The sequence below is a fragment of the Pseudomonas sp. GW823-FHT01D03 genome, assembly GCF_058798255.1.
This window is the reverse complement of sequence record NZ_JBXAKK010000001.1, coordinates 2,413,213-2,438,205: the sequence shown is the minus strand read 5'-3', so window position 1 is coordinate 2,438,205 and position 24,993 is coordinate 2,413,213. Positions and strand designations below refer to the sequence as shown.

Below are 24,993 nucleotides of genomic sequence, written 5' to 3'. Positions count from 1 at the left end.
CCGCCCGAAGGCGGTTTTTTTGTACCTGCACGACTTACATGTGCTTGATGATCGCCTCACCGAAGCCCGAAGAAGACACCAGCGTGGCACCTTCCATCAGACGTTCGAAGTCATAGGTCACGGTCTTGGCCTTGATGGCGCCGTTAGTGCCCTTGATGATCAGGTCAGCCGCTTCGGTCCAGCCCAGATGACGCAACATCATCTCGGCCGACAGAATCACCGAGCCCGGATTGACCTGGTCCTTGCCGGCGTACTTCGGCGCGGTACCGTGTGTCGCCTCGAACATGGCCACGGTGTCGGACAGGTTGGCGCCCGGCGCGATACCGATACCGCCCACTTCAGCCGCCAGGGCGTCGGAGAGGTAGTCACCGTTGAGGTTCAGCGTGGCGATCACGTCGTACTCGGCCGGACGCAGCAGGATCTGCTGGAGCATGGCGTCGGCAATGGCGTCCTTGACGATGACTTCACGGCCGGTTTTCGGGTTCTTGAACTTCATCCATGGGCCGCCATCGAGCAGCTCGGCACCGAATTCTTCCTTCGCCACCTCGTAACCCCAGTCCTTGAAGGCACCTTCGGTGAATTTCATGATGTTGCCCTTGTGCACGATGGTCAGCGACTTGCGGTCGTTGTCCACCACGTATTGCAGGGCCTTGCGCACCAGACGTTTGGTGCCTTCCTTGGAAACAGGCTTGATGCCGATACCGCAATCCTGATCGAAACGGATCTTGGTGACGCCCATCTCTTCTTTCAGAAACTTGATGACCTTGGTGGCCTCAGGGGAGCCGGCCTTCCATTCGATACCGGCATAAATGTCTTCGGAGTTCTCGCGGAAGATCACCATGTCGACGTCGCCGGGCTTTTTCACCGGGCTCGGCACACCCTCGAACCACACCACCGGGCGCAGGCATACATACAGATCGAGTTGCTGGCGCAGGGCTACGTTGAGGGAGCGGATGCCACCACCGACCGGGGTGGTCAGCGGGCCCTTGATGGAGACCACGTAATCCTTGACGGCGTCCAGGGTTTCCTGGGGCAGCCAGGTGTCCTGGTCATAGACCTGAGTCGCTTTTTCGCCAGCGTAAACCTCCATCCAGGAAATCTTGCGCTTGCCCCCGTAGGCCTTGGCCACGGCAGCATCAACCACTTTGATCATCACCGGGCTGACGTCGACGCCAATGCCGTCACCTTCGATGAAGGGGATGATCGGGTTATCAGGAACATTGAGAGAATGGTCTGCATTGACGGTGATTTTGTCGCCGACGGCTGGAACCTGAATCTTCTTGTAACCCATGCTGAACTCCATTGTTTGGATTGAACATCTGGCTTGGTTCGAGCGTAACCCAGTTAAATCAACACGCAAACCCTCTGTTCACGGCGCGGGCACATCTGGTTTCGTACAAGCCTGAAAGCAAAGGGAAAAGCGCCAAACTCAAGCATTCGCAGCGACTCTACGCCCCACCCACCCCTGCGACCTTTAGACCAATGGACGAGACGGGTTGCATATGAACCATCGGCAGATTGCCAGCTACCTATGTATAATGCCGCCCGCTGACCACAGGGTCACGACGGCTGGCCTCTCTAGAACGAGACTTTCCGCCTGATTGGTCGGGTTGTTACCGCAGCCTGACTGCTTGACGCTCTACTGATGCACCCAACATCACCGCGAAGATTCTCGACATTCGGTTCATGGATGACTTTGAACGAACGCGCTTACCCGGCGCCCCTCGAGTTTCTGCGCACGCTTTAGCAAAGAAGAGAGAGTTAATCCGAATATGCCCACCCGCTCGAAGATCATCTATACCTTCACCGACGAAGCTCCAGCCCTCGCCACCTATTCCCTGCTGCCGATCATCGAGGCTTACACCTCCTCGGCCGATATCGCCGTGGAAACCCGCGATATCTCTCTTGCAGCGCGCATCCTGGCCAGCTTCCCCGAGCAACTGGGCGACAAAGCCGTAGCCGACCACCTCGCCGAACTGGGCGACCTGGCCGTTACGCCTGAAGCCAACATCATCAAGCTGCCGAACATCAGTGCTTCGGTACCTCAGCTGCAAGCGGCAATCAAAGAGCTGCAAGCCCAGGGTTACAACCTGCCGGACTACCCGGAAACCGTGACCAACGACGCCGAAAAAGAAGCCAAGGCGCGTTACGACAAGGTCAAGGGCAGCGCCGTGAACCCGGTTCTGCGTGAAGGCAACTCCGACCGCCGCGCTCCGCTGTCGGTAAAAAACTACGCGCGCAAGCACCCGCACAAAATGGGCGCGTGGGCCAAAGACTCCAAGTCCCACGTCGCTCACATGAGCACCGGCGATTTCTACGGCAGCGAAAAAGCTGCCCTGATCGACGCCGCTGACGCTGTGAAAATCGAGCTGATCGCCAAAGACGGCACTGCTACCGTCCTGAAAGAAAAAACCAGCGTTCAGGCCGGCGAAATCCTCGACTGCGCCGTGATGAGCAAAAACGCCCTGCGCGCGTTCATCGCCGCTGAAATCGAAAGCGCCAAAGCGCAAGGCGTGCTGCTCTCGGTGCACCTGAAAGCGACCATGATGAAGGTCTCCGACCCGATCATGTTCGGCCAGATCGTTGCCGAGTTCTATAAAGACGCATTGACCAAGCACGCTGACGTGCTGGCCCAGATCGGCTTCAACCTGAACAACGGCATCGGCGACCTGTACGCGCGCATCAAGGCCCTGCCGGCCGAGCAGCAAGCACAGATCGAAGCTGACATCGCGGCGGTCTACGCTGCTCGCCCATCCCTGGCGATGGTCAACTCCGACAAAGGCATCACCAACCTGCACGTGCCGAGCGACGTCATCGTCGACGCCTCGATGCCAGCAATGATCCGCGACTCTGGCAAGATGTGGGGCACCGACGGTCAGCTGCACGACACCAAGGCGGTGATCCCGGATCGTTGCTACGCAACTATCTACCAGGCCGTGATCGAAGATTGCAAAGCCAATGGCGCGTTCGATCCGACCACCATGGGCAGCGTGCCAAACGTTGGCCTGATGGCGAAGAAAGCCGAAGAGTACGGCTCGCACGACAAGACTTTCCAGATCAAGGCTGACGGCGTGGTTCGCGTCACCGACAGCAAGGGCAACCTGCTGATGGAACAGGCTGTCGAAGCCGGCGACATCTTCCGCATGTGCCAGACCAAAGACGCGCCGATCCAGGACTGGGTCAAACTGGCCGTCAACCGTGCTCGCGCCAGCAGCACCCCGGCGATCTTCTGGCTGGACCCGATGCGCGCCCACGACGGCGTGGTGATCGAGAAGGTTCAGGCTTACCTGAAGGATCACGACACCAGCGGTCTGGACATCCAGATCATGGCGCCGGTCGATGCCATGAAGTACACCCTGCAGCGCACCCGCGAAGGCAAGGACACCATTTCGGTGACCGGCAACGTACTGCGTGACTACCTGACCGACCTGTTCCCGATCATGGAACTGGGCACCAGCGCCAAGATGCTGTCGATCGTGCCGCTGATGAACGGCGGTGGCCTGTTCGAAACCGGCGCCGGCGGTTCGGCGCCGAAGCACGTGCAGCAACTGGTCGAAGAGAACTTCCTGCGCTGGGATTCGCTGGGCGAGTTCCTCGCACTGGCAGCCTCCCTCGAGCATTTGGGTGTGAACTATAACAACCCGAAAGCGCTGGTTCTGTCGAAAACTCTGGATCAGGCCACCGGCCAGTTCCTCGACAACAACAAGTCGCCATCGCGCAAGGTCGGCAACATCGACAACCGCGGCAGCCATTTCTACCTGGCGCTGTACTGGGCTCAGGCCCTGGCCGCCCAGACCGAAGACGCTGCACTGCAAGCGCAATTCGCGACCCTGGCCAAAACCCTGACCGAGAACGAGGCGACCATCGTTGCCGAGCTCAACGCGGTGCAGGGCAAGCCAGTCGATATCGGCGGTTACTACCACGCCGACGCCGAGCTGATCAGCAAGGCCATGCGCCCAAGCGCAACCTTCAACGCGGCGATTGCTGCGCTGGTTTAAGGTTGTAAAGGGAACATCACAAACCCCGGCCGTGTGCCGGGGTTTGTGTTTCCGAACACAACACAAGCCCCCTGTGGGAGCGAGCTTGCTCGCGAATGCGGTTTATCATTCAACATCGTCATTGACTGACCCACCGCATTCGCGAGCAAGCCCGCTCCCACAAGAGGATTGAGTTTTAACCTGGATTTTGAGGAAGGTTTTATGGAATGGCTCCCCCACATCACCGTCGCCACCATCGTCGAAGACAACGGTCGCTTCCTGATGGTCGAAGAGCACAAAGCCGGGCGTAACGTGCTCAATCAGCCCGCCGGCCATCTGGATCCGAACGAAACCCTGATCGACGCCGCCATCCGCGAAACCCTCGAGGAAACCGGCTGGGACGTCGAACCCACCGGCGTGATCGGCATTTATCTGTATACCGCGCCGAGCAACGGCGTGACTTATCAACGCGTGTGCTTCAGCGCCAAAGCGGTGAAACACCACCCGGACTATCAACTTGACGACGGCATCGTCGGCGCCAAGTGGTTGACCCGTAGCGAATTAATCGCTCAGCGTGACAACTGGCGCAGTGAGCTGATCATCCGCTGCATCGACGACTATCTGGCCGGCCATCACTTCAGTCTCGAACTGATCCGCCCTTCTCTTTAGCCTTGAGGCCGTGAGCCTGCTAGAATCGCGTCCTTTTTCAAGACACTCATTGAATCCCTATGCGTGATCCAGCCCCTTCTGACACATCCAAGAAGCGCGTCATTGTCGGCATGTCCGGCGGCGTGGACTCTTCCGTTTCCGCTCTCCTGCTGATCGAGCAGGGCTATGAGGTGGAAGGCCTGTTCATGAAGAACTGGGAAGAAGACGACGGAACGGAATACTGCACCGCCATGGACGACCTGGCGGATGCCCAGGCCGTGTGCGACAAGATCGGCATCAAGCTGCACACCGCCAACTTCGCCGCCGAGTACTGGGACAACGTGTTCGAGCACTTCCTCGCCGAATACAAGGCCGGTCGCACGCCGAACCCGGACATCCTGTGTAACCGCGAGATCAAGTTCAAGGCGTTCCTCGACTACGCCATGATGCTTGGCGCCGACCTGATCGCCACCGGTCACTACGTGCGCCGTCGCGACATCGATGGCCGCACCGAACTGCTCAAGGGCCTCGATCCGAACAAGGATCAGAGCTACTTCCTGCACGCCGTTGGCGGCGAACAGATCGCCAAGACCCTGTTCCCGGTCGGTGAACTGGAAAAGCCGGAAGTTCGCGCCATTGCCGAGAAATACGAGCTGGCGACCGCCAAGAAGAAGGATTCCACCGGGATCTGCTTCATCGGCGAGCGACGTTTCAGCGACTTCCTCAAGCAATACCTGCCGGCGCAACCGGGCGAGATCAAGACCACCGAAGGCGAAGTCATCGGCCGTCACCACGGCTTGATGTACCACACCATCGGTCAGCGTCAGGGCCTGGGTATTGGCGGCCTGAAAGATGCCGGCGACGAGCCGTGGTACGTGCTGCGCAAGGATCTGGACACTAACGAGCTGATCGTCGGCCAGGGCAACAATCATCCGTGGCTGTTCTCCAGCGCCCTGCTCGCTTCGGAAATCTATTGGGTCAACCCGATCGACCTGAGCCAGCCACTGCGCCTCACTGCCAAAGTGCGTTATCGCCAGAGCGATCAGGCTTGCACCCTGGAAAAAACCGAAAACGGCTACCGCGCCGTGTTCGACGAACCGCAACGCGCGGTGACCCCGGGCCAGTCCGTGGTGTTCTATGACGGTGAAATCTGCCTCGGTGGCGGCGTGATCGAAGTCGCCGAACCGTGGAGCGGCCAGGCATGAGCCCGACTCAGGAGCAACTGACGGCGCTGGGCGGGGTGTTTCTCGCCGCCGTGCTGGTCGACCGCATCGCCAAGACCGGCCAGACCAGCGAGGCCGGCCTGAGCTGCATGCTCGGTAGCCTGCTGGTACGCGACCCGAAGGACACACTGGACGTGTACGGCGGCGACGACCTCAATCTGCGCGAGGGTTATCGGGCATTGATCGGCGCCCTTGAGCGCGACCCGAGCACCCTGCAACGCGAACCGCTGCGCTATGCCCTGTCGATGCTCGGTCTGGAACGCCAACTGGCCAAACGTGACGACATGCTCGACACCATTGGCAAACGCTTGCCGCAGATTCAGTCGCAGGTCGAACACTTCGGCCCGGCCCACGAAAACGTGATCGCCGCCTGCGGCGCGCTGTATCAGGACACCCTGAGCACGCTGCGCCAGCGCATCCAGGTGCATGGCGACATGCGCAACCTGCAGCAACCGAGCAACGCTTCGAAGATTCGCGCCCTGCTGCTGGCCGGCATCCGCTCGGCACGCCTGTGGCGGCAGCTCGGCGGCCACCGCTGGCAGTTGGTGATCAGTCGGCGCAAGCTGCTCAAAGAGCTGTATCCGTTGATGCGCAGCGAGTAAATCGTCGCGCAATAAAAGTTTTGTAGTCTGTAGCGCGTAATACGCCGGTCAGTTGGCAACGGACCGGCGGATTTTTTCATGTATGATACGCGCCCCATTTCGTTGCCCGACTGTCCGAGAACACCCCATGCAGCTCTCTTCGCTCACTGCGGTTTCCCCTGTTGACGGCCGCTACGCCGGCAAAACCCAGGCCCTGCGCCCGATTTTCAGCGAGTACGGCCTGATCCGTGCCCGCGTCCTGGTTGAAGTGCGCTGGCTCCAGCGCCTGGCCGCCCACGCCGGTATCCCGGAAGTGCCAGCCTTCTCCGCCGAGGCCAACGCCGTTCTCAATGAACTGGCTGAAAACTTCTCGCTGGAGCACGCCGAGCGCGTCAAAGAGATCGAGCGCACCACCAACCACGACGTCAAGGCGATCGAATACCTGCTCAAGGAGCAGGCGGCCAAGCTGCCGGAGCTGGCCAAGGTCAGCGAGTTCATCCACTTTGCCTGCACCAGTGAAGACATCAACAACCTGTCCCACGCCCTGATGCTGCGCGAAGGCCGTGACGACGTGATGCTGCCGCTGATGCGCCAGACTGCCAACGCCATCCGCGAACTGGCGATCCGTTTCGCCGACGTGCCGATGCTGTCGCGCACCCACGGTCAACCGGCCTCCCCGACTACTTTGGGTAAAGAGCTGGCGAACGTGGTTTACCGTCTCGAGCGTCAGATCGCTCAAGTCGCTGCCGTGCCGCTGCTGGGCAAGATCAACGGCGCCGTGGGCAACTACAACGCGCACCTGTCGGCCTACCCGCAGATCGACTGGGAAGCCAACGCCCGCGCCTTCATCGAAGACGAGCTGGGTCTGGGCTTCAACCCGTACACCACGCAGATCGAACCGCACGACTACATCGCCGAGCTGTTCGATGCGATCGCACGCTTCAACACCATCCTGATCGACTTCGACCGTGACATCTGGGGCTACATCTCCCTCGGTTATTTCAAACAGCGCACCATCGCTGGCGAAATCGGTTCGTCGACCATGCCGCACAAGGTCAACCCGATCGACTTCGAAAACTCCGAAGGCAACCTGGGCATCGCCAACGCACTGTTCCAGCATCTGGCGAGCAAACTGCCAATTTCCCGCTGGCAGCGCGACCTGACCGACTCCACCGTACTGCGCAACCTCGGTGTGGGCTTCGCTCACAGCGTGATCGCCTACGAAGCCAGCCTCAAAGGCATCAGCAAGCTTGAGCTGAACGCTGACAAGATCGCTGCCGATCTGGACGCTTGCTGGGAAGTATTGGCCGAGCCGATCCAGACCGTGATGCGCCGCTACAACATCGAAAACCCGTACGAAAAGCTCAAAGAACTGACCCGCGGCAAGGGCATCAGCCCTGAAGCGCTGCAGACTTTCATCGACGGCCTGGACATGCCAGCCGAAGCGAAAGCCGAGCTGAAACAGCTGACCCCGGCCAACTACATCGGCAACGCTGTGGCGCAAGCCAAACGCATCTGATTCACCGCTTGACCCGTTTGAGACGCCCGGCCGCGCCGGGCGTTTTTATTCCCGTCTGAAAAATGCTTTTTTTCAATAGGTTACACATGAATCCTGATACTCCTCTTCAACTTCTGGGCGGTCTCACGGCGCGCGAATTCATGCGCGATTACTGGCAGAAAAAGCCGCTGCTGATCCGTCAGGCCATCCCTGACTTCGAAAGCCCGATCGACGCCGACGAGCTGGCCGGCTTGGCCCTGGAAGAAGAGGTCGAGTCGCGCCTGGTGATCGAGCACGGCGAGCGCCCGTGGGAGCTGCGTCGCGGCCCGTTCGCCGAAGACGAATTCAGCAAACTGCCGGAAAAAGAGTGGACCCTGCTCGTTCAGGCCGTTGATCAATTCGTGCCGGAAGTCAGCGAGCTGCTGGAAAACTTCCGCTTCCTGCCGAGCTGGCGCGTCGATGACGTGATGATCAGCTTCGCCGCCCCGGGTGGCAGCGTCGGCCCGCACTTCGACAACTACGACGTGTTCCTGCTGCAAGGCCACGGCCAGCGCAACTGGAAAATCGGCCAGATGTGCGACTCCGAGAGCCCGCTGCTGCAACACGCGGATCTGCGCATCCTCGCCGAATTCCACGAGACCGAAGAATGGGTGCTGGAACCGGGCGACATGCTCTACCTGCCGCCGCGCCTGGCCCACTGCGGTGTCGCCGTGGACAACTGCATGACCTACTCGGTCGGCTTCCGCGCCCCGAGCGCCTCGGAAGTGCTGACCCACTTCACCGACTTCCTCAGCCAGTTCCTGACTGACGAAGAACGCTACACCGACGCCGATGCGAAACCGGTCAGCGATGATCCGCATCAGATCCAGCACGACGCACTCGGCCGCCTGAAAAGCCTGCTCGCCGAACACATGAGCGACGAGCGTCTGCTGCTGACCTGGTTCGGCCAGTACATGACCGAACCGCGCTACCCGGAACTGGTGGTCGGCCCGGAAGACGTTGAAGAGGATGACTTCCTCAACGCGCTGCAGGACGGCGCAGTGCTGATCCGCAACCCGAGCGCGCGACTGGCCTGGTCGGAAGTCGATGACGATCTGCTGCTGTTCGCCAGCGGCCAGAGCCGTTACCTGCCGGGCAAGCTGCGCGAGCTGCTGAAGATGATCTGCGCCGCCGATGCGCTGCACGTCGACAACCTCGGCGAGTGGCTGAACGACGAAGATGGTCGCGGCCTGCTGTGCGAGCTGGTCAAACAGGGCAGCCTGGGATTTGCCGATGAATAAGATTCGCGTACGTGTCGCAGACTGGCAGAAGGACATCGCCGAGATCCGGCGCATTCGTGAAACGGTGTTCATCGCCGAACAATCGGTGCCACCCGAGCTGGAATGGGACGCCGATGACGCGACCGCCGTGCATTTTCTGGCGTTCGAAGGCGACTTTCCGATCGGCACCGCCCGCCTGCTGCCTGACGGGCACATTGGTCGGGTTTCGGTGTTGAAGGACTGGCGCGGGATGAAGGTAGGCGATGCGCTGATGCAAGCGGTCATCGCCGAAGCCGAAGCCCGCGGCCTGCAGCAGCAGATGCTCAGCGCCCAGGTACAAGCCACGGCGTTCTATGAGCGCCTGGGCTTCAGCCTGGTCAGCGAGGAATTCCTCGAAGCCGGGATTCCGCATGTCGATATGGTTCGGCATTCGGCCTGATCAACAGAGATCCCATACCTGTGAAACCCTGTGGCGAGGGAGCTTGCTCCCGCTGGGGCGCGAAGCGGCCCTGAAAATTTGGGGTCTGCTGCGCAGCCCAGCGGGAGCAAGCTCCCTCGCCACAAAAAGCGGTATGTGAGCACCCTCAAAACGCCCCACCATCTTCGGATGCCGGGGCGTTTTGCTGTCTACGATTCAACTTGCCCCACCCCGGGCCGACAAACTGGCAATATCAAGCCTTTCGAAAGCGGAGATAACGGACATGTCCCTACGCACCCTGCTCACCACCCTGCTGCTCGGTTGCAGTTTTTCGGTGATGGCAGCCACAGAAATCGTCCCCCTCAACTACCGCACCAGCGCCGACATGCTACCGATGGCGCAAGACTTCATCGGCAAGGACGGCCAGGTCAGCGCCTATGGCAACCAACTGATCATCAAGGCCGAGCCGGACAAGATCCAGGAACTCAAGGCGTTGATCACGCAACTGGACACTGCGCCCAAGCGCTTGCTGATCACCGTCGACACCAATGAAAACAACGGTCGCGGCGATGAAGGTTATTCGGTCAACGGCGCGCAGCCGAATCAGACCCGGATCATCAGCCGCAGCACCGCCAGCCGTGACGGCGGCGTGCAGCAAGTGCAGGCCACCGACGGCATGCCGGCGCTGATTCAGGTTGGTCAGAGCGTGCCGATCACCAATGTTCAAAGTGACTCCTACGGCGGTTACAACAGCCAGACCCAATACCGCAACGTCACCCAAGGCTTCTACGTTACCGCCAGCGTCACCGGCGACATCGTTCACCTGGCGATCAGTACCAACCGTGACCGTATGAGCCAGGACCGTCCTGATGTAGTGAACGTGCAAAGTACCGACACAACGGTCAGCGGACGCCTGGGCGAATGGATCACCCTCGCCGGCGTGAATCGCCAGACTCAGGCCGACAAACAGGGCCTGACCCGCAGCTACTCGACTCAAGGCCGGGATGACATGACCTTGCGGGTCAAAGTCGACGCTCTGGACTAAAGCACCGAAAACTGACTGATTAGTCGTATTAGACGAAAGATGTAGTGCTTGAAAAAAAGCACTACAAAACGTTTGACGAGCCAAAAAAGCGAAGGCATGATGGCCTCGCTCCCGCTAATCAGAGGCCCTGGCAAGGGCCTTCGAAGCGACGTTCGCACCTACCCCGCGAACCGCTTCGTGTCTGTACCGCCCACAAGGTGTGTTTGACGAGGTTGCCGACTGGAACGAAGTTGTCCCGAGGGACGGAAGCGTAATTAGGTAACCCGGCTTCACGCTGTAGACCGTGTAAAGGCCCACGACGCCCGAATGCGCCCGCAGTCCGCCACTACCTGCTCACTTCCCCTCGAGCCCATCGTTCATCCCGTCGCCTACCCCACCGAATCCGACTTGACCACCTAAGCTTCTGATCAGCGAGCGCAGGAATTTTCCACCGCAGAACAACTTTTCATAAAGACGCGACGAGGTTTATCTCCATGGCACTGACACGCGAACAGCAAATTGCAGCCCTTGAAAAAGACTGGGCTGAAAACCCGCGCTGGAAAGGCGTGACTCGCACTTACTCCGCTGCTGACGTCGTCCGTCTGCGTGGCTCGGTTCAACCTGAGCACACCTTCGCAAAAATGGGCGCCGAGAAGCTGTGGAACCTGGTGACCCAGGGTGCCAAGCCGTCCTTCCGCCCAGAGAAAGATTTCGTCAACTGCATGGGCGCCCTGACCGGCGGCCAGGCTGTTCAGCAGGTCAAGGCCGGTATCCAGGCGATCTACCTGTCGGGCTGGCAAGTGGCTGCGGACAACAACTCCGCAGAATCGATGTACCCGGACCAGTCGCTGTACCCGGTGGACTCGGTGCCAACCGTGGTCAAGCGCATCAACAACTCGTTCCGTCGTGCTGACCAGATCCAGTGGAAAGCCGGCAAGAACCCGGGCGACGAAGGCTACATCGACTACTTCGCGCCGATCGTGGCTGACGCTGAAGCCGGTTTCGGCGGCGTTCTGAACGCTTACGAGCTGATGAAGAGCATGATCGAAGCAGGCGCCGCTGGCGTGCACTTCGAAGACCAACTGGCTTCCGTGAAGAAGTGTGGTCACATGGGCGGCAAAGTACTGGTTCCGACTCAGGAAGCCGTACAGAAGCTGACCGCTGCGCGTCTGGCTGCTGACGTTGCCGGTACCCCGACCATCATCCTGGCCCGTACCGACGCCAACGCTGCTGACCTGCTGACTTCCGACTGCGACCCGTACGACCAGCCGTTCGTGACTGGCGAGCGCACTCAGGAAGGCTTCTACAAGGTTCGTGCCGGCCTCGATCAAGCCATCGCCCGTGGCCTGGCCTACGCACCGTACGCCGACCTGATCTGGTGCGAAACCGCCAAGCCGGATCTGGAAGAAGCCCGTCGCTTCGCTGAAGCGATCAAGAAGGAATACCCGGACCAACTGCTGTCGTACAACTGCTCGCCTTCCTTCAACTGGAAGAAAAACCTGGACGACGCGACCATCGCCAAGTTCCAGCGCGAACTGTCCGCCATGGGTTACAAGCACCAGTTCATCACCCTGGCCGGCATTCACAACATGTGGCACAGCATGTTCAACCTGGCGCACGACTACGCCCGCAACGACATGACTGCCTACGTGAAGCTGCAGGAGCAGGAATTCGCTGACGCCGCCAAGGGTTACACCTTCGTGGCTCACCAGCAGGAAGTGGGCACCGGCTACTTCGACGACATGACCACCGTGATTCAGGGCGGCTCGTCGTCGGTAACCGCACTGACCGGTTCGACCGAAGAAGAACAGTTCCACTGATTCGGCTTCGCTGAGCAAACGGCCTTTGCGGATCGTATAGAAAGCTAACCGCAAAGCCGCAAGACTGACGCCCCGACTGGTTCGGGGCGTTTTTTTTGCCCGCCGACTCCCCAAACACCACAGCTCTACTGTGGGAGCGGGCTTGCTCGCGAATGCGGTGTGTCAGCCACCGCCTATGCAAACTGACGAGATGCCTTCGCGAGCAAGCCCGCTCCCACAGGTTTAGCGCCGGCCGTGCGACAAAACATTGATCCAGACCAGTACTCAGGTCAGAAAAATCAGCTAAAACGGGCGCCACCGCTACTTGCAGTAACAGGCATATAAGACAACTTTCTGTTTACTGCGCCGCTAAACAGTTACAAAACCCCTGCAAACGATATCAATTATCATTTACCCGCAACTATGTTCGTTACATTCCCTACAAAACATTATTTGCATAAACCCGGCTAATGCCCGCAACGCATGGGCTGCAGGGCATTGGAGGTACGCTATGTCCTTATTCCAATAAATAATTTCGCTATAGGAATTTTACTTGCCGGGTGTTTAGCCATAAAATCAGCGCGATTGATTGCTGCGACATATCGTCACTGCCTATTTCTTTATCAAGCTCAGAGACCTTTGCTCTCTGTTAAGGATTACCAGCATGCCCGAAGCGACAGGACTCATGGCCCACAACTGGGGCTTTGCCATTTTCCTTCTGGGTGTCGTCGGCCTGTGTGCCTTCATGCTTGGCGTCTCCAGCCTCCTCGGGTCAAAAGCCTGGGGCCGCAGCAAAAACGAACCGTTCGAGTCCGGCATGCTACCTACAGGTGGCGCCCGCTTGCGGCTCTCAGCCAAATTCTATCTGGTCGCGATGCTGTTCGTGATCTTCGATATCGAAGCCCTCTTTCTCTTTGCATGGTCTGTGTCCGTCCGCGAAAGCGGCTGGACCGGATTCGTCGAAGCTCTCGTTTTCATAGCAATTCTGTTGGCAGGTCTTGTCTACCTGTTCCGAGTGGGCGCCCTTGACTGGGCTCCGGAAGCTCGTCGCAAGCGGCAGGCGAAGCTGAAACAATGAGGCTTTGGCAATGCAATACAATCTCACCAGAATCGACCCCGATGCTCCTAACGAGCAGTATCCGATCGGCGAACGGGAAACCGTTTCCGATCCGTTAGAGGATCAAGTCCACAAAAATATTTTCATGGGCAAGCTCGAAGACGTGCTGAGTGGCGCGGTCAACTGGGGGCGTAAAAACTCCCTGTGGCCGTACAACTTCGGCCTTTCGTGCTGCTACGTGGAAATGACCACCGCCTTCACGGCGCCCCACGACATCGCGCGCTTTGGCGCCGAAGTTATCCGGGCATCACCGCGTCAGGCCGACTTCATGGTTATCGCCGGTACCTGCTTCATCAAGATGGCGCCGATCATTCAGCGTCTCTACGAGCAGATGCTCGAGCCGAAGTGGGTTATCTCCATGGGTTCGTGCGCCAACTCCGGTGGCATGTACGACATCTACTCCGTGGTTCAAGGGGTGGACAAGTTCCTGCCCGTGGACGTCTACGTACCTGGCTGCCCGCCTCGTCCAGAAGCATTCCTTCAAGGCTTGATGCTGTTGCAGGAATCGATTGGACAGGAGCGTCGTCCGCTTTCCTGGGTCGTTGGCGACCAAGGCGTCTATCGCGCCGACATGCCTTCGCAAAAGGAACAGCGCCGCGAACAGCGAATCGCAGTCACCAACCTGCGCAGCCCTGACGAAGTCTGATCCAGTCTGTTTCAAAGAAACGAGAAGCTGGCTTCATTCTTTACGTTGACCGAAAGCGAAAAAATAACCATGACTACAGGCAGCGCTCTGTACATCCCGCCTTATAAGGCAGACGACCAGGATGTGGTCGTCGAATTGAACAACCGTTTTGGCGCCGAAGCGTTCACCGCTCAGTCGACCCGCACCGGCATGCCGGTGCTGTGGGTGGCGCGCGCCAAACTCGTCGAAGTCCTCACCTTCCTGCGCAACCTGCCCAAGCCGTACGTCATGCTCTATGACCTGCACGGCGTGGACGAGCGTCTGCGCACCAAGCGTCAAGGGCTGCCATCGGGCGCCGACTTCACCGTGTTCTATCACCTCATGTCGCTTGAGCGTAATAGTGACGTGATGATCAAAGTCGCCTTGTCCGAAAGCGACCTGAGCTTGCCGACCGTCACCAGCATCTGGCCGAACGCCAACTGGTACGAGCGTGAAGTCTGGGACATGTACGGCATCGACTTCAAAGGCCACCCGCACCTGTCGCGCATCATGATGCCGCCGACCTGGGAAGGTCACCCGCTGCGCAAGGACTTCCCGGCGCGCGCCACCGAATTCGATCCGTTCAGCCTCAACCTCGCCAAGCAACAGCTTGAGGAAGAAGCCGCGCGCTTCCGTCCTGAAGACTGGGGCATGAAGCGTTCCGGGGCCAACGAGGACTACATGTTCCTCAACCTGGGCCCGAACCACCCTTCGGCCCACGGTGCGTTCCGCATCATTCTGCAGTTGGACGGTGAAGAGATCGTCGACTGCGTGCCGGACATCGGTTACCACCACCGTGGTGCCGAGAAGATGGCCGAGCGTCAGTCCTGGCACAGTTTCATTCCGTACACCGACCGTATCGACTACCTCGGCGGCGTGATGAACAACCTGCCGTACGTGCTCTCGGTCGAGAAGCTGGCCGGCATCAAGGTGCCGGAGAAGGTCGACGTCATCCGCATCATGATGGCCGAGTTCTTCCGGATCACCAGCCACCTGCTGTTCCTGGGCACCTACATCCAGGACGTCGGCGCCATGACCCCGGTGTTCTTCACCTTCACCGACCGCCAGAAGGCGTACACGGTGATCGAAGCCATCACCGGTTTCCGTCTGCACCCGGCCTGGTACCGCATCGGTGGCGTCGCCCACGACCTGCCGCGCGGCTGGGACAAACTGGTGAAAGACTTCGTTGAATGGCTGCCAAAACGCCTCGACGAATACACCAAGGCGGCCCTGCAGAACAGCATCCTCAAGGGCCGGACCATCGGCGTCGCCCAGTACAACACCAAAGAGGCCCTGGAATGGGGCGTCACCGGTGCCGGCCTGCGTTCGACCGGTTGCGACTTCGACCTGCGTAAAGCGCGTCCATACTCCGGCTACGAGAACTTCGAATTCGAAGTACCGCTGGCCGCCAATGGCGATGCCTACGATCGCTGCATGGTCCGCGTCGAAGAGATGCGCCAGAGCATCAAGATCATCGACCAGTGCATGCGCAACATGCCGGAAGGCCCGTACAAGGCGGATCACCCGCTGACCACGCCGCCGCCGAAAGAGCGCACGCTGCAGCACATCGAAACCCTGATCACGCACTTCCTGCAAGTTTCGTGGGGCCCGGTCATGCCGGCCAACGAATCCTTCCAGATGATCGAAGCGACCAAGGGCATCAACAGTTATTACCTGACGAGCGACGGCGGCACCATGAGCTACCGTACCCGGATCCGTACTCCGAGCTTCCCGCACCTGCAACAGATCCCTTCGGTGATCAAAGGCAGCATGGTCGCGGACTTGATTGCGTACCTGGGTAGTATCGACTTCGTTATGGCCGACGTGGACCGCTAAGCATGAACAGCACGCTTATCCAGACAGACCGTTTCACCTTGAGTGAAACCGAGCGCTCGGCCATCGAGCACGAGCTGCATCACTACGAAGACCCGCGCGCGGCGTCGATCGAAGCCCTGAAGATCGTTCAGAAAGAACGTGGCTGGGTGCCGGATGGCGCCCTGTACGCAATCGGCGAGATCCTCGGCATCCCGGCCAGCGACGTTGAAGGCGTGGCGACGTTCTACAGCCAGATCTTCCGTCAGCCGGTCGGCCGTCACATCATTCGCGTCTGCGACAGCATGGTCTGCTACATCGGTGGCCACGAGTCGGTGGTCAGCGAAATCCAGAACAATCTGGGCATCGGCCTGGGTCAGACCACCGCCGACGGTCGTTTCACCCTGCTGCCTGTCTGCTGCCTCGGCAACTGCGACAAGGCACCGGCGCTGATGATCGACGACGACACCTTTGGCGACGTGCAGCCTGCCGGCGTGGCCAAACTGCTCGAGGGCTACGTATGACCCTGACATCTTTCGGCCCGGCCAACCGCATCAAGCGTTCGGCCGAGACTCACCCGCTGACCTGGCGTCTGCGTGACGACGGCGAAGCCGTGTGGCTCGACGAATACCAGGCCAAGAACGGTTACGCCGCTGCGCGCAAAGCCTTCGCCGACATGGCTCAGGACGACATCGTCCAGACCGTGAAAGACGCCGGCCTCAAAGGCCGCGGCGGTGCAGGCTTCCCCACTGGCGTGAAGTGGGGCCTGATGCCCAAGGACGAATCCATCAACATCCGCTACCTGCTGTGCAACGCGGACGAGATGGAGCCGAACACCTGGAAAGACCGCATGCTGATGGAGCAACTGCCCCATCTGCTGATCGAAGGCATGCTGATCAGTGCCCGCGCACTGAAAACCTACCGTGGCTACATCTTCCTGCGTGGCGAGTACACCACCGCCGCCAAGCACCTCAACCGTGCCGTGGAAGAAGCCAAGGCTGCGGGCCTGCTGGGTAAAAACATTCTGGGCAGCGGTTTCGACTTCGAACTGTTCGTCCACACCGGCGCCGGGCGTTACATCTGCGGTGAAGAAACCGCACTGATCAACTCCCTCGAAGGCCGCCGCGCCAATCCGCGCTCCAAACCGCCCTTCCCTGCCGCCGTCGGCGTGTGGGGCAAGCCGACCTGCGTGAACAACGTCGAAACCCTGTGCAACGTGCCGGCGATCATTGCCGACGGCGTTGACTGGTATAAATCGTTGGCCCGCGAGGGCAGCGAAGACATGGGCACCAAGCTCATGGGCTTCTCCGGCAAGGTCAAGAACCCTGGCCTGTGGGAGCTGCCATTCGGCGTCACCGGCCGTGAGCTGTTCGAAGACTACGCCGGCGGCATGCGCGACGGTTACAAGCTCAAGGCCTGGCAGCCAGGTGGCGCCGGTACCGGCTTCCTGTTGCCGGAACACCTCGACGCACAAATGTACGCCGGCGGCATCGCCAAAGTGGGCACCCGGATGGGTACCGGCCTGGCGATGGCGGTGGACGACAGCGTCAACATGGTCTCCTTGCTGCGCAACATGGAGCAGTTCTTCGCCCGCGAATCCTGCGGCTTCTGCACCCCGTGCCGTGATGGTTTGCCATGGAGCGTCAAGCTCTTGATGGCCATTGAAGAAGGCCGTGGTCAGCCAGGCGACATCGAGACCCTGCTGGGTCTGGTCGGTTTCCTCGGCCCAGGCAAGACCTTCTGTGCTCACGCACCGGGTGCCGTGGAGCCGTTGGGCAGTGCCATCAAATACTTCCGTCCAGAGTTCGAAGCCGGTATCGCGCCCGCAAGCGCCGCCGTCCCGCCTCTGGCAAGGCCGATCGTAGTCGGCGCGTAAACGCTTAAAAAGGCGAAGGGTCCGTGCCCTTCGCCTTTCGTCCGATGACGCCTTTCGGGGCTGACTGGATTCGGACGGATAACAAGATTCCATTAGCCACGCCCGCTGACACCGGGCCAACGAAGACCTTTGAACCATGGCCACTATCCACGTAGACGGCAAAGCGCTCGAAGTCGACGGGGCAGACAACCTGTTACAGGCATGTCTGTCGCTGGGCCTCGACATCCCTTATTTCTGCTGGCACCCCGCGCTTGGTAGCGTCGGGGCCTGCCGCCAGTGCGCGGTCAAGCAGTACACCGACGAGAACGACACCCGTGGTCGCATCGTCATGTCCTGCATGACCCCTGCCACCGACAACACCTGGATCTCCATCGACGATGAAGAATCCAAGGCGTTCCGCGCCAGTGTTGTCGAATGGCTGATGACCAACCACCCGCACGACTGCCCTGTGTGCGAAGAAGGCGGTCACTGCCACCTGCAAGACATGACGGTGATGACCGGCCACAACGAGCGCCGTTATCGCTTCACCAAACGCACCCACCAGAACCAGCAACTCGGCCCGTTCATTTCCCACGAAATGAACCGCTGCATCGCCTGCTATCGCTGCGTGCGTTTCTACAAGGACTACGCCGGCGGCACCGACCTCGGTGTGTTCGGCGCCCACGACAACGTGTACTTCGGTCGCGTTGAAGACGGCACCCTCGAAAGCGAGTTCTCCGGCAACCTCACCGAGGTCTGCCCGACCGGTGTGTTCACCGACAAGACTCACTCCGAGCGCTACAACCGTAAATGGGACATGCAATTCTCGCCGAGCATCTGCCATGGCTGCTCCAGCGGTTGCAACATCTCCCCGGGCGAACGTTACGGCGAACTGCGTCGCATCGAAAACCGTTTCAACGGTTCGGTGAACCAGTACTTCCTGTGCGACCGTGGCCGTTTCGGTTATGGCTACGTCAACCGCACCGACCGTCCACGTCAGCCGCTGCTGGCCGACGGCACCAAGCTCGGTCTGGATGCCGCGCTGGATAAAGCCGCTGACCTGCTGCGCGGTCGCAATATCGTCGGTATCGGTTCGCCGCGTGCCAGCCTCGAAAGCAACTACGCGTTGCGTGAACTGGTCGGCGCCGAGCACTTCTACTCCGGTATCGAAGCCTCCGAACTGGAGCGCATCCGTCTGGTTCTGCAAGTGCTCAAAGACAGCCCGCTGCCCGTGCCGAACATGCGCGACATCGAAGACCACGACGCCGTGTTCGTCCTCGGTGAAGACCTGACCCAGACCGCCGCCCGTATGGCGCTGTCCCTGCGTCAGTCGGTCAAGGGCAAAGCTGAAGACATGGCCGAAGCCATGCGCGTTCAGCCATGGCTCGACGCCGCGGTGAAGAACATCGGTCAGCACGAACTGAACCCGCTGTTCATCGCCAGCCTGGCCGAAACCAAGCTCGACGACATCGCTGAAGAATGCGTTCACGCAGCTCCGGATGATCTGGCGCGCATCGGTTTCGCCGTGGCTCACGCACTGGACGCCAGCGCCCCGGCCGTTGAAGGTCTGGACGCCGAAGCACTGGAACTGGCTCAGCGTATCGCTGACGCCCTGCTCGCGGCCAAACGTCCGCTGATCATCGCCGGTACTTCGCTGGGTTCCAAAGCCTTGATCGAAGCGGCGGCGAACATCGCCAAAGCCCTGAAGCTGCGCGAGAAGAACGGTTCGATCAGCCTGATCGTGCCGGAAGCCAACAGCCTCGGTCTGGCCATGCTCGGTGGCGAATCGGTCGACGCGGCGCTGCAAGCCGTGATCGATGGCAAAGCCGACGCCATCGTCGTGCTGGAAAACGATCTGTACACCCGCACCTCGAAAGCCAAGGTCGATGCCGCGCTGAACGCTGCGAAAGTAGTGATCGTTGCCGACCACCAGAAGACCGCCACCACCGAGCGCGCGCAACTGGTTCTGCCAGCGGCGAGCTTCGCTGAAGGCGACGGTACGCTGGTCAGCCAGGAAGGTCGCGCCCAGCGCTTCTTCCAGGTTTTCGATCCGCAATACATGGATGCGAGCATCCTGGTTCACGAAGGCTGGCGCTGGCTGCACGCCCTGCGCTCGACCCTGCTGAACCAACCGATCGACTGGACGCAACTCGACCACGTCACCGCTGCCGTGGCATCGAGCACCGAGCAACTGGCGCGTATCGTCGACGCCGCGCCGTCTGCCGCGTTCCGCATCAAGGGTCTGAAACTGGCACGTGAACCGCTGCGTTATTCCGGTCGTACCGCAATGCGCGCCGACATCAGCGTTCACGAACCGCGCACCCCGCAAGATAAAGACACCGCGTTCGCCTTCTCCATGGAAGGTTACTCGGGCTCGGCCGAACCGCGTCAGCAGGTGCCATTCGCCTGGTCGCCGGGCTGGAACTCGCCGCAAGCCTGGAACAAGTTCCAGGATGAAGTCGGTGGTCACCTGCGTGCTGGCGACCCGGGCACCCGCCTGATCGAAAGCACCGGTGATTCGCTGAACTGGTTCGCCGCTGCTCCGCGCGCATTCAACCCGGCGCCGGGCACCTGGCAGGCAGTGCCGTTCTACCACCTGTTCGGCAGCGACGAAAACTCGTCGAAAGCCGCACCGGTACAGGAACGCATTCCGGCTCCGTACGTGGCGCTGGCCAAATCCGAAGCGGATCGCCTGGGCGTCAACGACGGTGCTCTGCTGAGCCTGAACGTGGCCGGCCAGACCTTGCGTCTGCCGCTGCGCATCAATGAAGAGCTGGGCGCTGGTCTGGTGGCCTTGCCTGCGGGCATCGCCGGCATTCCACCGGCATTCGCCGGCCTGTCCGTCGACGGTCTGCAGGAGGCAGCGCAATGACCTGGTTCACCCCTGAAGTGATCGATGTGATCCTGACGGTCATCAAAGCCATCGTGATTCTGCTGGCCGTTGTGGTCGCGGGCGCGTTGCTCAGCTTTGTCGAACGTCGCCTGCTGGGCTGGTGGCAGGACCGTTACGGCCCGAACCGCGTTGGCCCGTTCGGCATGTTCCAGATCGCCGCCGACATGCTGAAGATGTTCTTCAAGGAAGACTGGACCCCGCCGTTTGCCGACAAGGTGATCTTCACCCTGGCACCGGTGGTGGCCATGTCCGCCCTGCTGATCGCGTTTGCGATCATCCCGATCACCCCGACCTGGGGCGTCGCGGATCTGAACATCGGCCTGCTGTTCTTCTTCGCCATGGCCGGTCTGTCGGTCTACGCGGTGCTGTTCGCCGGCTGGTCGAGCAACAACAAGTTCGCCCTGCTCGGCAGCTTGCGTGCCTCGGCGCAGACCGTGTCCTACGAAGTGTTCATGGGCCTGGCCCTGATGGGCATTGTGGTGCAGGTCGGCTCGTTCAACATGCGCGACATCGTCGAGTACCAGGCGCAGAACCTGTGGTTCATCATTCCGCAGTTCTTCGGCTTCTGTACCTTCTTCATCGCTGGCGTGGCCGTGACTCACCGTCACCCGTTCGACCAGCCGGAAGCGGAACAGGAACTGGCCGACGGTTACCACATTGAATACGCCGGTATGAAATGGGGCATGTTCTTCGTCGGTGAATACATCGGCATCATCCTGATCTCGGCGCTGCTGGTCACCCTGTTCTTCGGTGGCTGGCACGGTCCGTTCGGCATCCTGCCGCAACTGTCCTTCGTCTGGTTCGCACTGAAGACCGCGTTCTTCATCATGCTGTTCATCCTGCTGCGCGCTTCCATTCCGCGTCCGCGTTATGACCAGGTGATGGATTTCAGCTGGAAATTCTGCCTGCCACTGACCCTGATCAATTTGCTGATAACCGCTGCGGTTGTGTTGTGGAACACACCTGCGGTTGCGGTTCAGTGAGGATTTGACCCATGTTCAAATATATTGGCGACATCGTTAAGGGTACCGGTACCCAGTTGCGCAGCCTGGTCATGGTCTTCGGCCATGGCTTTCGCAAGCGCGACACCCTGCAATACCCGGAAGAGCCGGTCTACCTGCCGCCACGCTACCGTGGTCGCATCGTCCTGACCCGTGACCCCGATGGCGAAGAGCGTTGCGTAGCCTGCAACCTGTGCGCCGTGGCTTGCCCGGTGGGTTGCATCTCGCTGCAGAAAGCTGAAACCGAAGACGGTCGCTGGTACCCGGACTTCTTCCGTATCAACTTCTCGCGCTGCATTTTCTGCGGTCTCTGCGAGGAAGCCTGTCCGACCACCGCAATCCAGTTGACCCCGGATTTCGAGATGGCCGAGTTCAAACGTCAGGACCTGGTGTACGAGAAAGAAGATCTTTTGATCTCCGGCCCCGGCAAAAACCCTGATTACAACTTCTATCGTGTTGCAGGTATGGCAATCGCTGGCAAGCCGAAAGGCTCTGCACAGAACGAAGCCGAACCGATCAACGTGAAGAGCTTGCTGCCTTAAGGAAGAACGATGGAATTCGCTTTCTATTTCGCATCGGGTATCGCGGTTGTGTCCACGCTACGTGTGGTCACCAACACCAACCCTGTGCACGCCCTGCTCTACCTGATCATCTCGTTGATCGCCGTGGCCATGACCTTCTTCGCCCTCGGCGCGCCGTTCGCCGGCGTGCTGGAAGTGATCGCCTACGCCGGCGCCATCATGGTGCTGTTCGTGTTCGTGGTGATGATGCTGAACCTGGGCCCGGCCTCGGTTCAGCAGGAACGCACCTGGCTCAAGCCCGGTATCTGGGCAGGCCCGGTGATTCTCGCCGCCCTGCTGCTGGCCGAACTGCTGTATGTGCTGTTCGCTCACCAGAGCGGTCAGGCCATCGGCCACACCACCGTAGACGCGAAAGCCGTGGGCATCAGCCTGTTCGGCCCGTATCTGCTGGTGGTCGAACTCGCCTCGATGCTGCTGCTCGCCGCAGCCGTCACGGCGTTCCATTTGGGCCGTAACGAGGCGAAGGAGTAAGACATGCCTGCTATCCCTCTCGAGCATGGATTGGCCGTTGCCGGCATCCTGTTCTGCCTTGGTCTGGTCGGCCTGATGGTCCGCCGCAACATTTTGTTCGTGTTGATGAGTCTGGAAGTGATGATGAACGCCTCTGCCCTGGCCTTCATCGTTGCGGGCGCCCGCTGGGCGCAACCGGATGGACAGATCATGTTCATCCTGGTGATCAGCCTGGCAGCCGCCGAGGCCAGTATTGGTCTGGCGATCCTGCTGCAACTGTATCGCCGCTTCCACACGCTCGATATCGACGCTGCCAGTGAGATGCGCGGATGAACCTAATCTTTCTGACTTTTGTATTCCCTCTGATCGGTTTCCTGCTGCTGTCGTTCTCCCGTGGACGCTGGTCGGAAAACCTCTCGGCGCTGATCGGCGTGGGCTCCATTGGCTTGTCGGCGATTGTCGCCGCCTACGTCATCTGGCAATTCAACGTCGCGCCTCCCGAGGGCGGCCACTACACCCTGGTGCTGTGGAAGTGGATGGCGGTCGAAGGCTTCAAGCCTGACTTCGCCCTCTACATCGATGGCCTGTCGATCACCATGCTCGGCGTGGTGGTGGGTGTCGGTTTCCTGATCCACCTGTTCGCGTCCTGGTACATGCGCGGCGAAGCGGGCTACTCGCGCTTCTTCTCGTACACCAACCTGTTCATCGCCAGCATGCTGTTCCTGGTCCTCGGCGATAACCTGTTGTTCCTGTACTTCGGCTGGGAAGGCGTGGGCCTGTGTTCGTACCTGTTGATCGGTTTCTACTACAGCAACCGCAACAACGGTAACGCCGCACTCAAGGCCTTCATCGTGACCCGGATCGGCGACGTGTTCATGGCCATCGGCCTGTTCATCCTGTTCCAGCAAGTGGGCACGCTGAACATCCAGGAACTGCTGGTGCTGGCACCGCAGAAATTCCAGGTCGGCGACTTCTGGATCACCCTGGCAACCCTGATGCTGCTGGGTGGTGCGGTCGGTAAATCGGCGCAACTGCCACTGCAAACCTGGCTCGCGGACGCGATGGCCGGTCCGACCCCGGTGTCGGCACTGATCCACGCCGCGACCATGGTGACCGCTGGTGTCTACCTGATCGCCCGTACCCACGGTCTGTTCACCCTGGCGCCGGAAATCCTCCACCTGGTCGGCATCGTTGGCGGTGTGACTCTGGTTCTCGCAGGTTTCGCCGCACTGGTACAAACCGACATCAAACGTATCCTCGCCTACTCGACCATGAGCCAGATCGGCTACATGTTCCTGGCGCTGGGCGTTGGTGCCTGGGATGGCGCGATTTTCCACCTGATGACCCACGCCTTCTTCAAGGCCCTGCTGTTCCTTGCTTCCGGTGCGGTGATCGTTGCCTGCCACCACGAGCAGAACATCTTCAAGATGGGCGGTCTGTGGAAAAAACTGCCACTGGCCTACGCCAGCTTCATCGTCGGTGGCGCCGCTCTGGCCGCTCTGCCACTGGTCACCGCCGGTTTCTACTCCAAGGACGAAATCCTTTGGGAAGCGTTCGCCAGCGGCAACCACGGTCTGCTCTACGCAGGTCTGGTCGGCGCGTTCATGACTTCGCTGTACACCTTCCGCCTGATCTTCATCACGTTCCACGGTGAAGCCAAGACTGAAGCCCACGCCGGTCACGGCATCGCTCACTGGCTGCCGCTGTCGGTGCTGATCGTGCTGTCGACCTTCGTCGGCGCCATGATCGTTCCGCCTCTGCACGGCGTACTGCCTGAGAGCGTTGGCCATGCTGGCGGCGAAGCCAAGCACAGTCTGGAAATCGCCTCGGGCGCTATCGCTCTGGCCGGTATCCTGCTGGCGGCCCTGCTGTTCCTCGGCAAGCGTCGCTTCGTGACGGCGATCGCCAACAGCGGCATCGGCCGTTTCCTTTCGGCCTGGTGGTTCGCTGCCTGGGGCTTCGACTGGATCTACGACAAACTGTTCGTCAAGCCGTACCTTGCGATCAGCCATGTTCTGCGCAGAGACCCGCTCGACCAGACCATCGGTCTGATCCCGCGTATGGCCAAAGGCGGACACACCGCCCTGAGCCGCACCGAGACCGGTCAACTGCGTTGGTATGCCGCCTCGATGGCTGCTGGTGCCGTGCTGGTAATCGGCGCCATCGTGCTGGTAGCGGTCTGATATGAACCTT

21 protein-coding genes are annotated in these 24,993 nt (G+C 60.2%); 20 read left to right on the top strand and 1 reads right to left on the bottom strand.

Annotation, left to right across the window (positions count from 1 at the left end; genetic code table 11):
* Nucleotides 1–34: 34 nt before the first annotated feature.
* Nucleotides 35–1,291 (bottom strand): NADP-dependent isocitrate dehydrogenase, encoded by a 1,257-nt coding sequence (icd, locus tag AC1RBR_RS10700; RefSeq protein ID WP_003223831.1) that lies wholly within the window; start codon nucleotides 1,289–1,291, stop codon nucleotides 35–37.
* A gap of 481 nt (nucleotides 1,292–1,772) precedes the next feature.
* Here icd and AC1RBR_RS10695 point away from each other — a divergent pair, with 481 nt between their 5' ends.
* From AC1RBR_RS10695 to nuoL, 20 genes are all read left to right on the top strand, one after another.
* Complete coding sequence (locus AC1RBR_RS10695) at nucleotides 1,773–3,998, top strand: NADP-dependent isocitrate dehydrogenase (RefSeq protein WP_492564267.1); 2,226 nt, start codon at nucleotides 1,773–1,775, stop codon at nucleotides 3,996–3,998.
* Between the two features lie 201 nt (nucleotides 3,999–4,199).
* A complete protein-coding gene (locus AC1RBR_RS10690) occupies nucleotides 4,200–4,646 on the top strand; it encodes an NUDIX hydrolase (RefSeq protein ID WP_007964846.1) in 447 nt (148 codons plus the stop codon).
* A gap of 59 nt (nucleotides 4,647–4,705) precedes the next feature.
* Nucleotides 4,706–5,830: a tRNA 2-thiouridine(34) synthase MnmA gene (mnmA, locus tag AC1RBR_RS10685; protein ID WP_027614667.1), complete on the top strand. Its 1,125-nt coding sequence runs from the start codon at nucleotides 4,706–4,708 to the stop codon at nucleotides 5,828–5,830.
* Entirely contained in the window at nucleotides 5,827–6,450 is a 624-nt protein-coding gene (gene hflD, locus AC1RBR_RS10680; protein WP_003223824.1) for a high frequency lysogenization protein HflD, read from the top strand. Before mnmA ends, hflD begins: the two co-directional genes overlap by 4 nt.
* Before the next feature lie 127 nt (nucleotides 6,451–6,577).
* Nucleotides 6,578–7,948 carry an adenylosuccinate lyase gene (gene purB, locus AC1RBR_RS10675; protein WP_027614666.1) on the top strand — a complete coding sequence of 457 codons (1,371 nt, stop codon included), beginning with the start codon at nucleotides 6,578–6,580 and terminating at the stop codon, nucleotides 7,946–7,948.
* Between the two features lie 86 nt (nucleotides 7,949–8,034).
* Nucleotides 8,035–9,207 (top strand): ribosomal protein uL16 3-hydroxylase, encoded by a 1,173-nt coding sequence (locus AC1RBR_RS10670; RefSeq protein ID WP_003223820.1) that lies wholly within the window; start codon nucleotides 8,035–8,037, stop codon nucleotides 9,205–9,207.
* Nucleotides 9,200–9,625 (top strand): GNAT family N-acetyltransferase, encoded by a 426-nt coding sequence (locus tag AC1RBR_RS10665; RefSeq protein WP_095138930.1) that lies wholly within the window; start codon nucleotides 9,200–9,202, stop codon nucleotides 9,623–9,625. The genes AC1RBR_RS10670 and AC1RBR_RS10665 overlap by 8 nt, the downstream gene beginning before the upstream one ends.
* 262 nt (nucleotides 9,626–9,887) lie before the next feature.
* Nucleotides 9,888–10,649: a secretin N-terminal domain-containing protein gene (locus AC1RBR_RS10660; protein ID WP_095138928.1), complete on the top strand. Its 762-nt coding sequence runs from the start codon at nucleotides 9,888–9,890 to the stop codon at nucleotides 10,647–10,649.
* Between the two features lie 473 nt (nucleotides 10,650–11,122).
* On the top strand, nucleotides 11,123–12,448 hold the full coding sequence (gene aceA / locus AC1RBR_RS10655) for an isocitrate lyase (RefSeq protein WP_003223815.1): 1,326 nt from the start codon (nucleotides 11,123–11,125) through the stop codon (nucleotides 12,446–12,448).
* Nucleotides 12,449–13,091: 643 nt separating this feature from the next.
* Entirely contained in the window at nucleotides 13,092–13,505 is a 414-nt protein-coding gene (locus tag AC1RBR_RS10650) for an NADH-quinone oxidoreductase subunit A (RefSeq protein WP_003223812.1), read from the top strand.
* Nucleotides 13,506–13,515: 10 nt separating this feature from the next.
* Complete coding sequence (locus AC1RBR_RS10645; protein ID WP_003223809.1) at nucleotides 13,516–14,190, top strand: NuoB/complex I 20 kDa subunit family protein; 675 nt, start codon at nucleotides 13,516–13,518, stop codon at nucleotides 14,188–14,190.
* 69 nt (nucleotides 14,191–14,259) lie between these two features.
* Nucleotides 14,260–16,044 (top strand): NADH-quinone oxidoreductase subunit C/D, encoded by a 1,785-nt coding sequence (gene nuoC, locus AC1RBR_RS10640; RefSeq protein ID WP_127651031.1) that lies wholly within the window; start codon nucleotides 14,260–14,262, stop codon nucleotides 16,042–16,044.
* 2 nt (nucleotides 16,045–16,046) lie between these two features.
* A complete protein-coding gene (nuoE, locus tag AC1RBR_RS10635; protein ID WP_003223804.1) occupies nucleotides 16,047–16,544 on the top strand; it encodes an NADH-quinone oxidoreductase subunit NuoE in 498 nt (165 codons plus the stop codon).
* Nucleotides 16,541–17,896: an NADH-quinone oxidoreductase subunit NuoF gene (gene nuoF / locus AC1RBR_RS10630; RefSeq protein ID WP_027614663.1), complete on the top strand. Its 1,356-nt coding sequence runs from the start codon at nucleotides 16,541–16,543 to the stop codon at nucleotides 17,894–17,896. Before nuoE ends, nuoF begins: the two co-directional genes overlap by 4 nt.
* Before the next feature lie 136 nt (nucleotides 17,897–18,032).
* Complete coding sequence (gene nuoG, locus AC1RBR_RS10625) at nucleotides 18,033–20,747, top strand: NADH-quinone oxidoreductase subunit NuoG (RefSeq protein WP_204894814.1); 2,715 nt, start codon at nucleotides 18,033–18,035, stop codon at nucleotides 20,745–20,747.
* A complete protein-coding gene (gene nuoH, locus AC1RBR_RS10620) occupies nucleotides 20,744–21,751 on the top strand; it encodes an NADH-quinone oxidoreductase subunit NuoH (protein ID WP_007964859.1) in 1,008 nt (335 codons plus the stop codon). The genes nuoG and nuoH overlap by 4 nt, the downstream gene beginning before the upstream one ends.
* A gap of 11 nt (nucleotides 21,752–21,762) precedes the next feature.
* Nucleotides 21,763–22,311 carry an NADH-quinone oxidoreductase subunit NuoI gene (gene nuoI, locus AC1RBR_RS10615; RefSeq protein ID WP_003223795.1) on the top strand — a complete coding sequence of 183 codons (549 nt, stop codon included), beginning with the start codon at nucleotides 21,763–21,765 and terminating at the stop codon, nucleotides 22,309–22,311.
* A gap of 9 nt (nucleotides 22,312–22,320) precedes the next feature.
* Nucleotides 22,321–22,821 (top strand): NADH-quinone oxidoreductase subunit J, encoded by a 501-nt coding sequence (nuoJ, locus tag AC1RBR_RS10610; RefSeq protein WP_007951462.1) that lies wholly within the window; start codon nucleotides 22,321–22,323, stop codon nucleotides 22,819–22,821.
* 3 nt (nucleotides 22,822–22,824) lie between these two features.
* Nucleotides 22,825–23,133: an NADH-quinone oxidoreductase subunit NuoK gene (nuoK, locus tag AC1RBR_RS10605; protein ID WP_003180046.1), complete on the top strand. Its 309-nt coding sequence runs from the start codon at nucleotides 22,825–22,827 to the stop codon at nucleotides 23,131–23,133.
* Nucleotides 23,130–24,983 carry an NADH-quinone oxidoreductase subunit L gene (gene nuoL, locus AC1RBR_RS10600; protein ID WP_095138924.1) on the top strand — a complete coding sequence of 618 codons (1,854 nt, stop codon included), beginning with the start codon at nucleotides 23,130–23,132 and terminating at the stop codon, nucleotides 24,981–24,983. The genes nuoK and nuoL overlap by 4 nt, the downstream gene beginning before the upstream one ends.
* The last annotated feature ends 10 nt before the right edge of the window (nucleotides 24,984–24,993 follow it).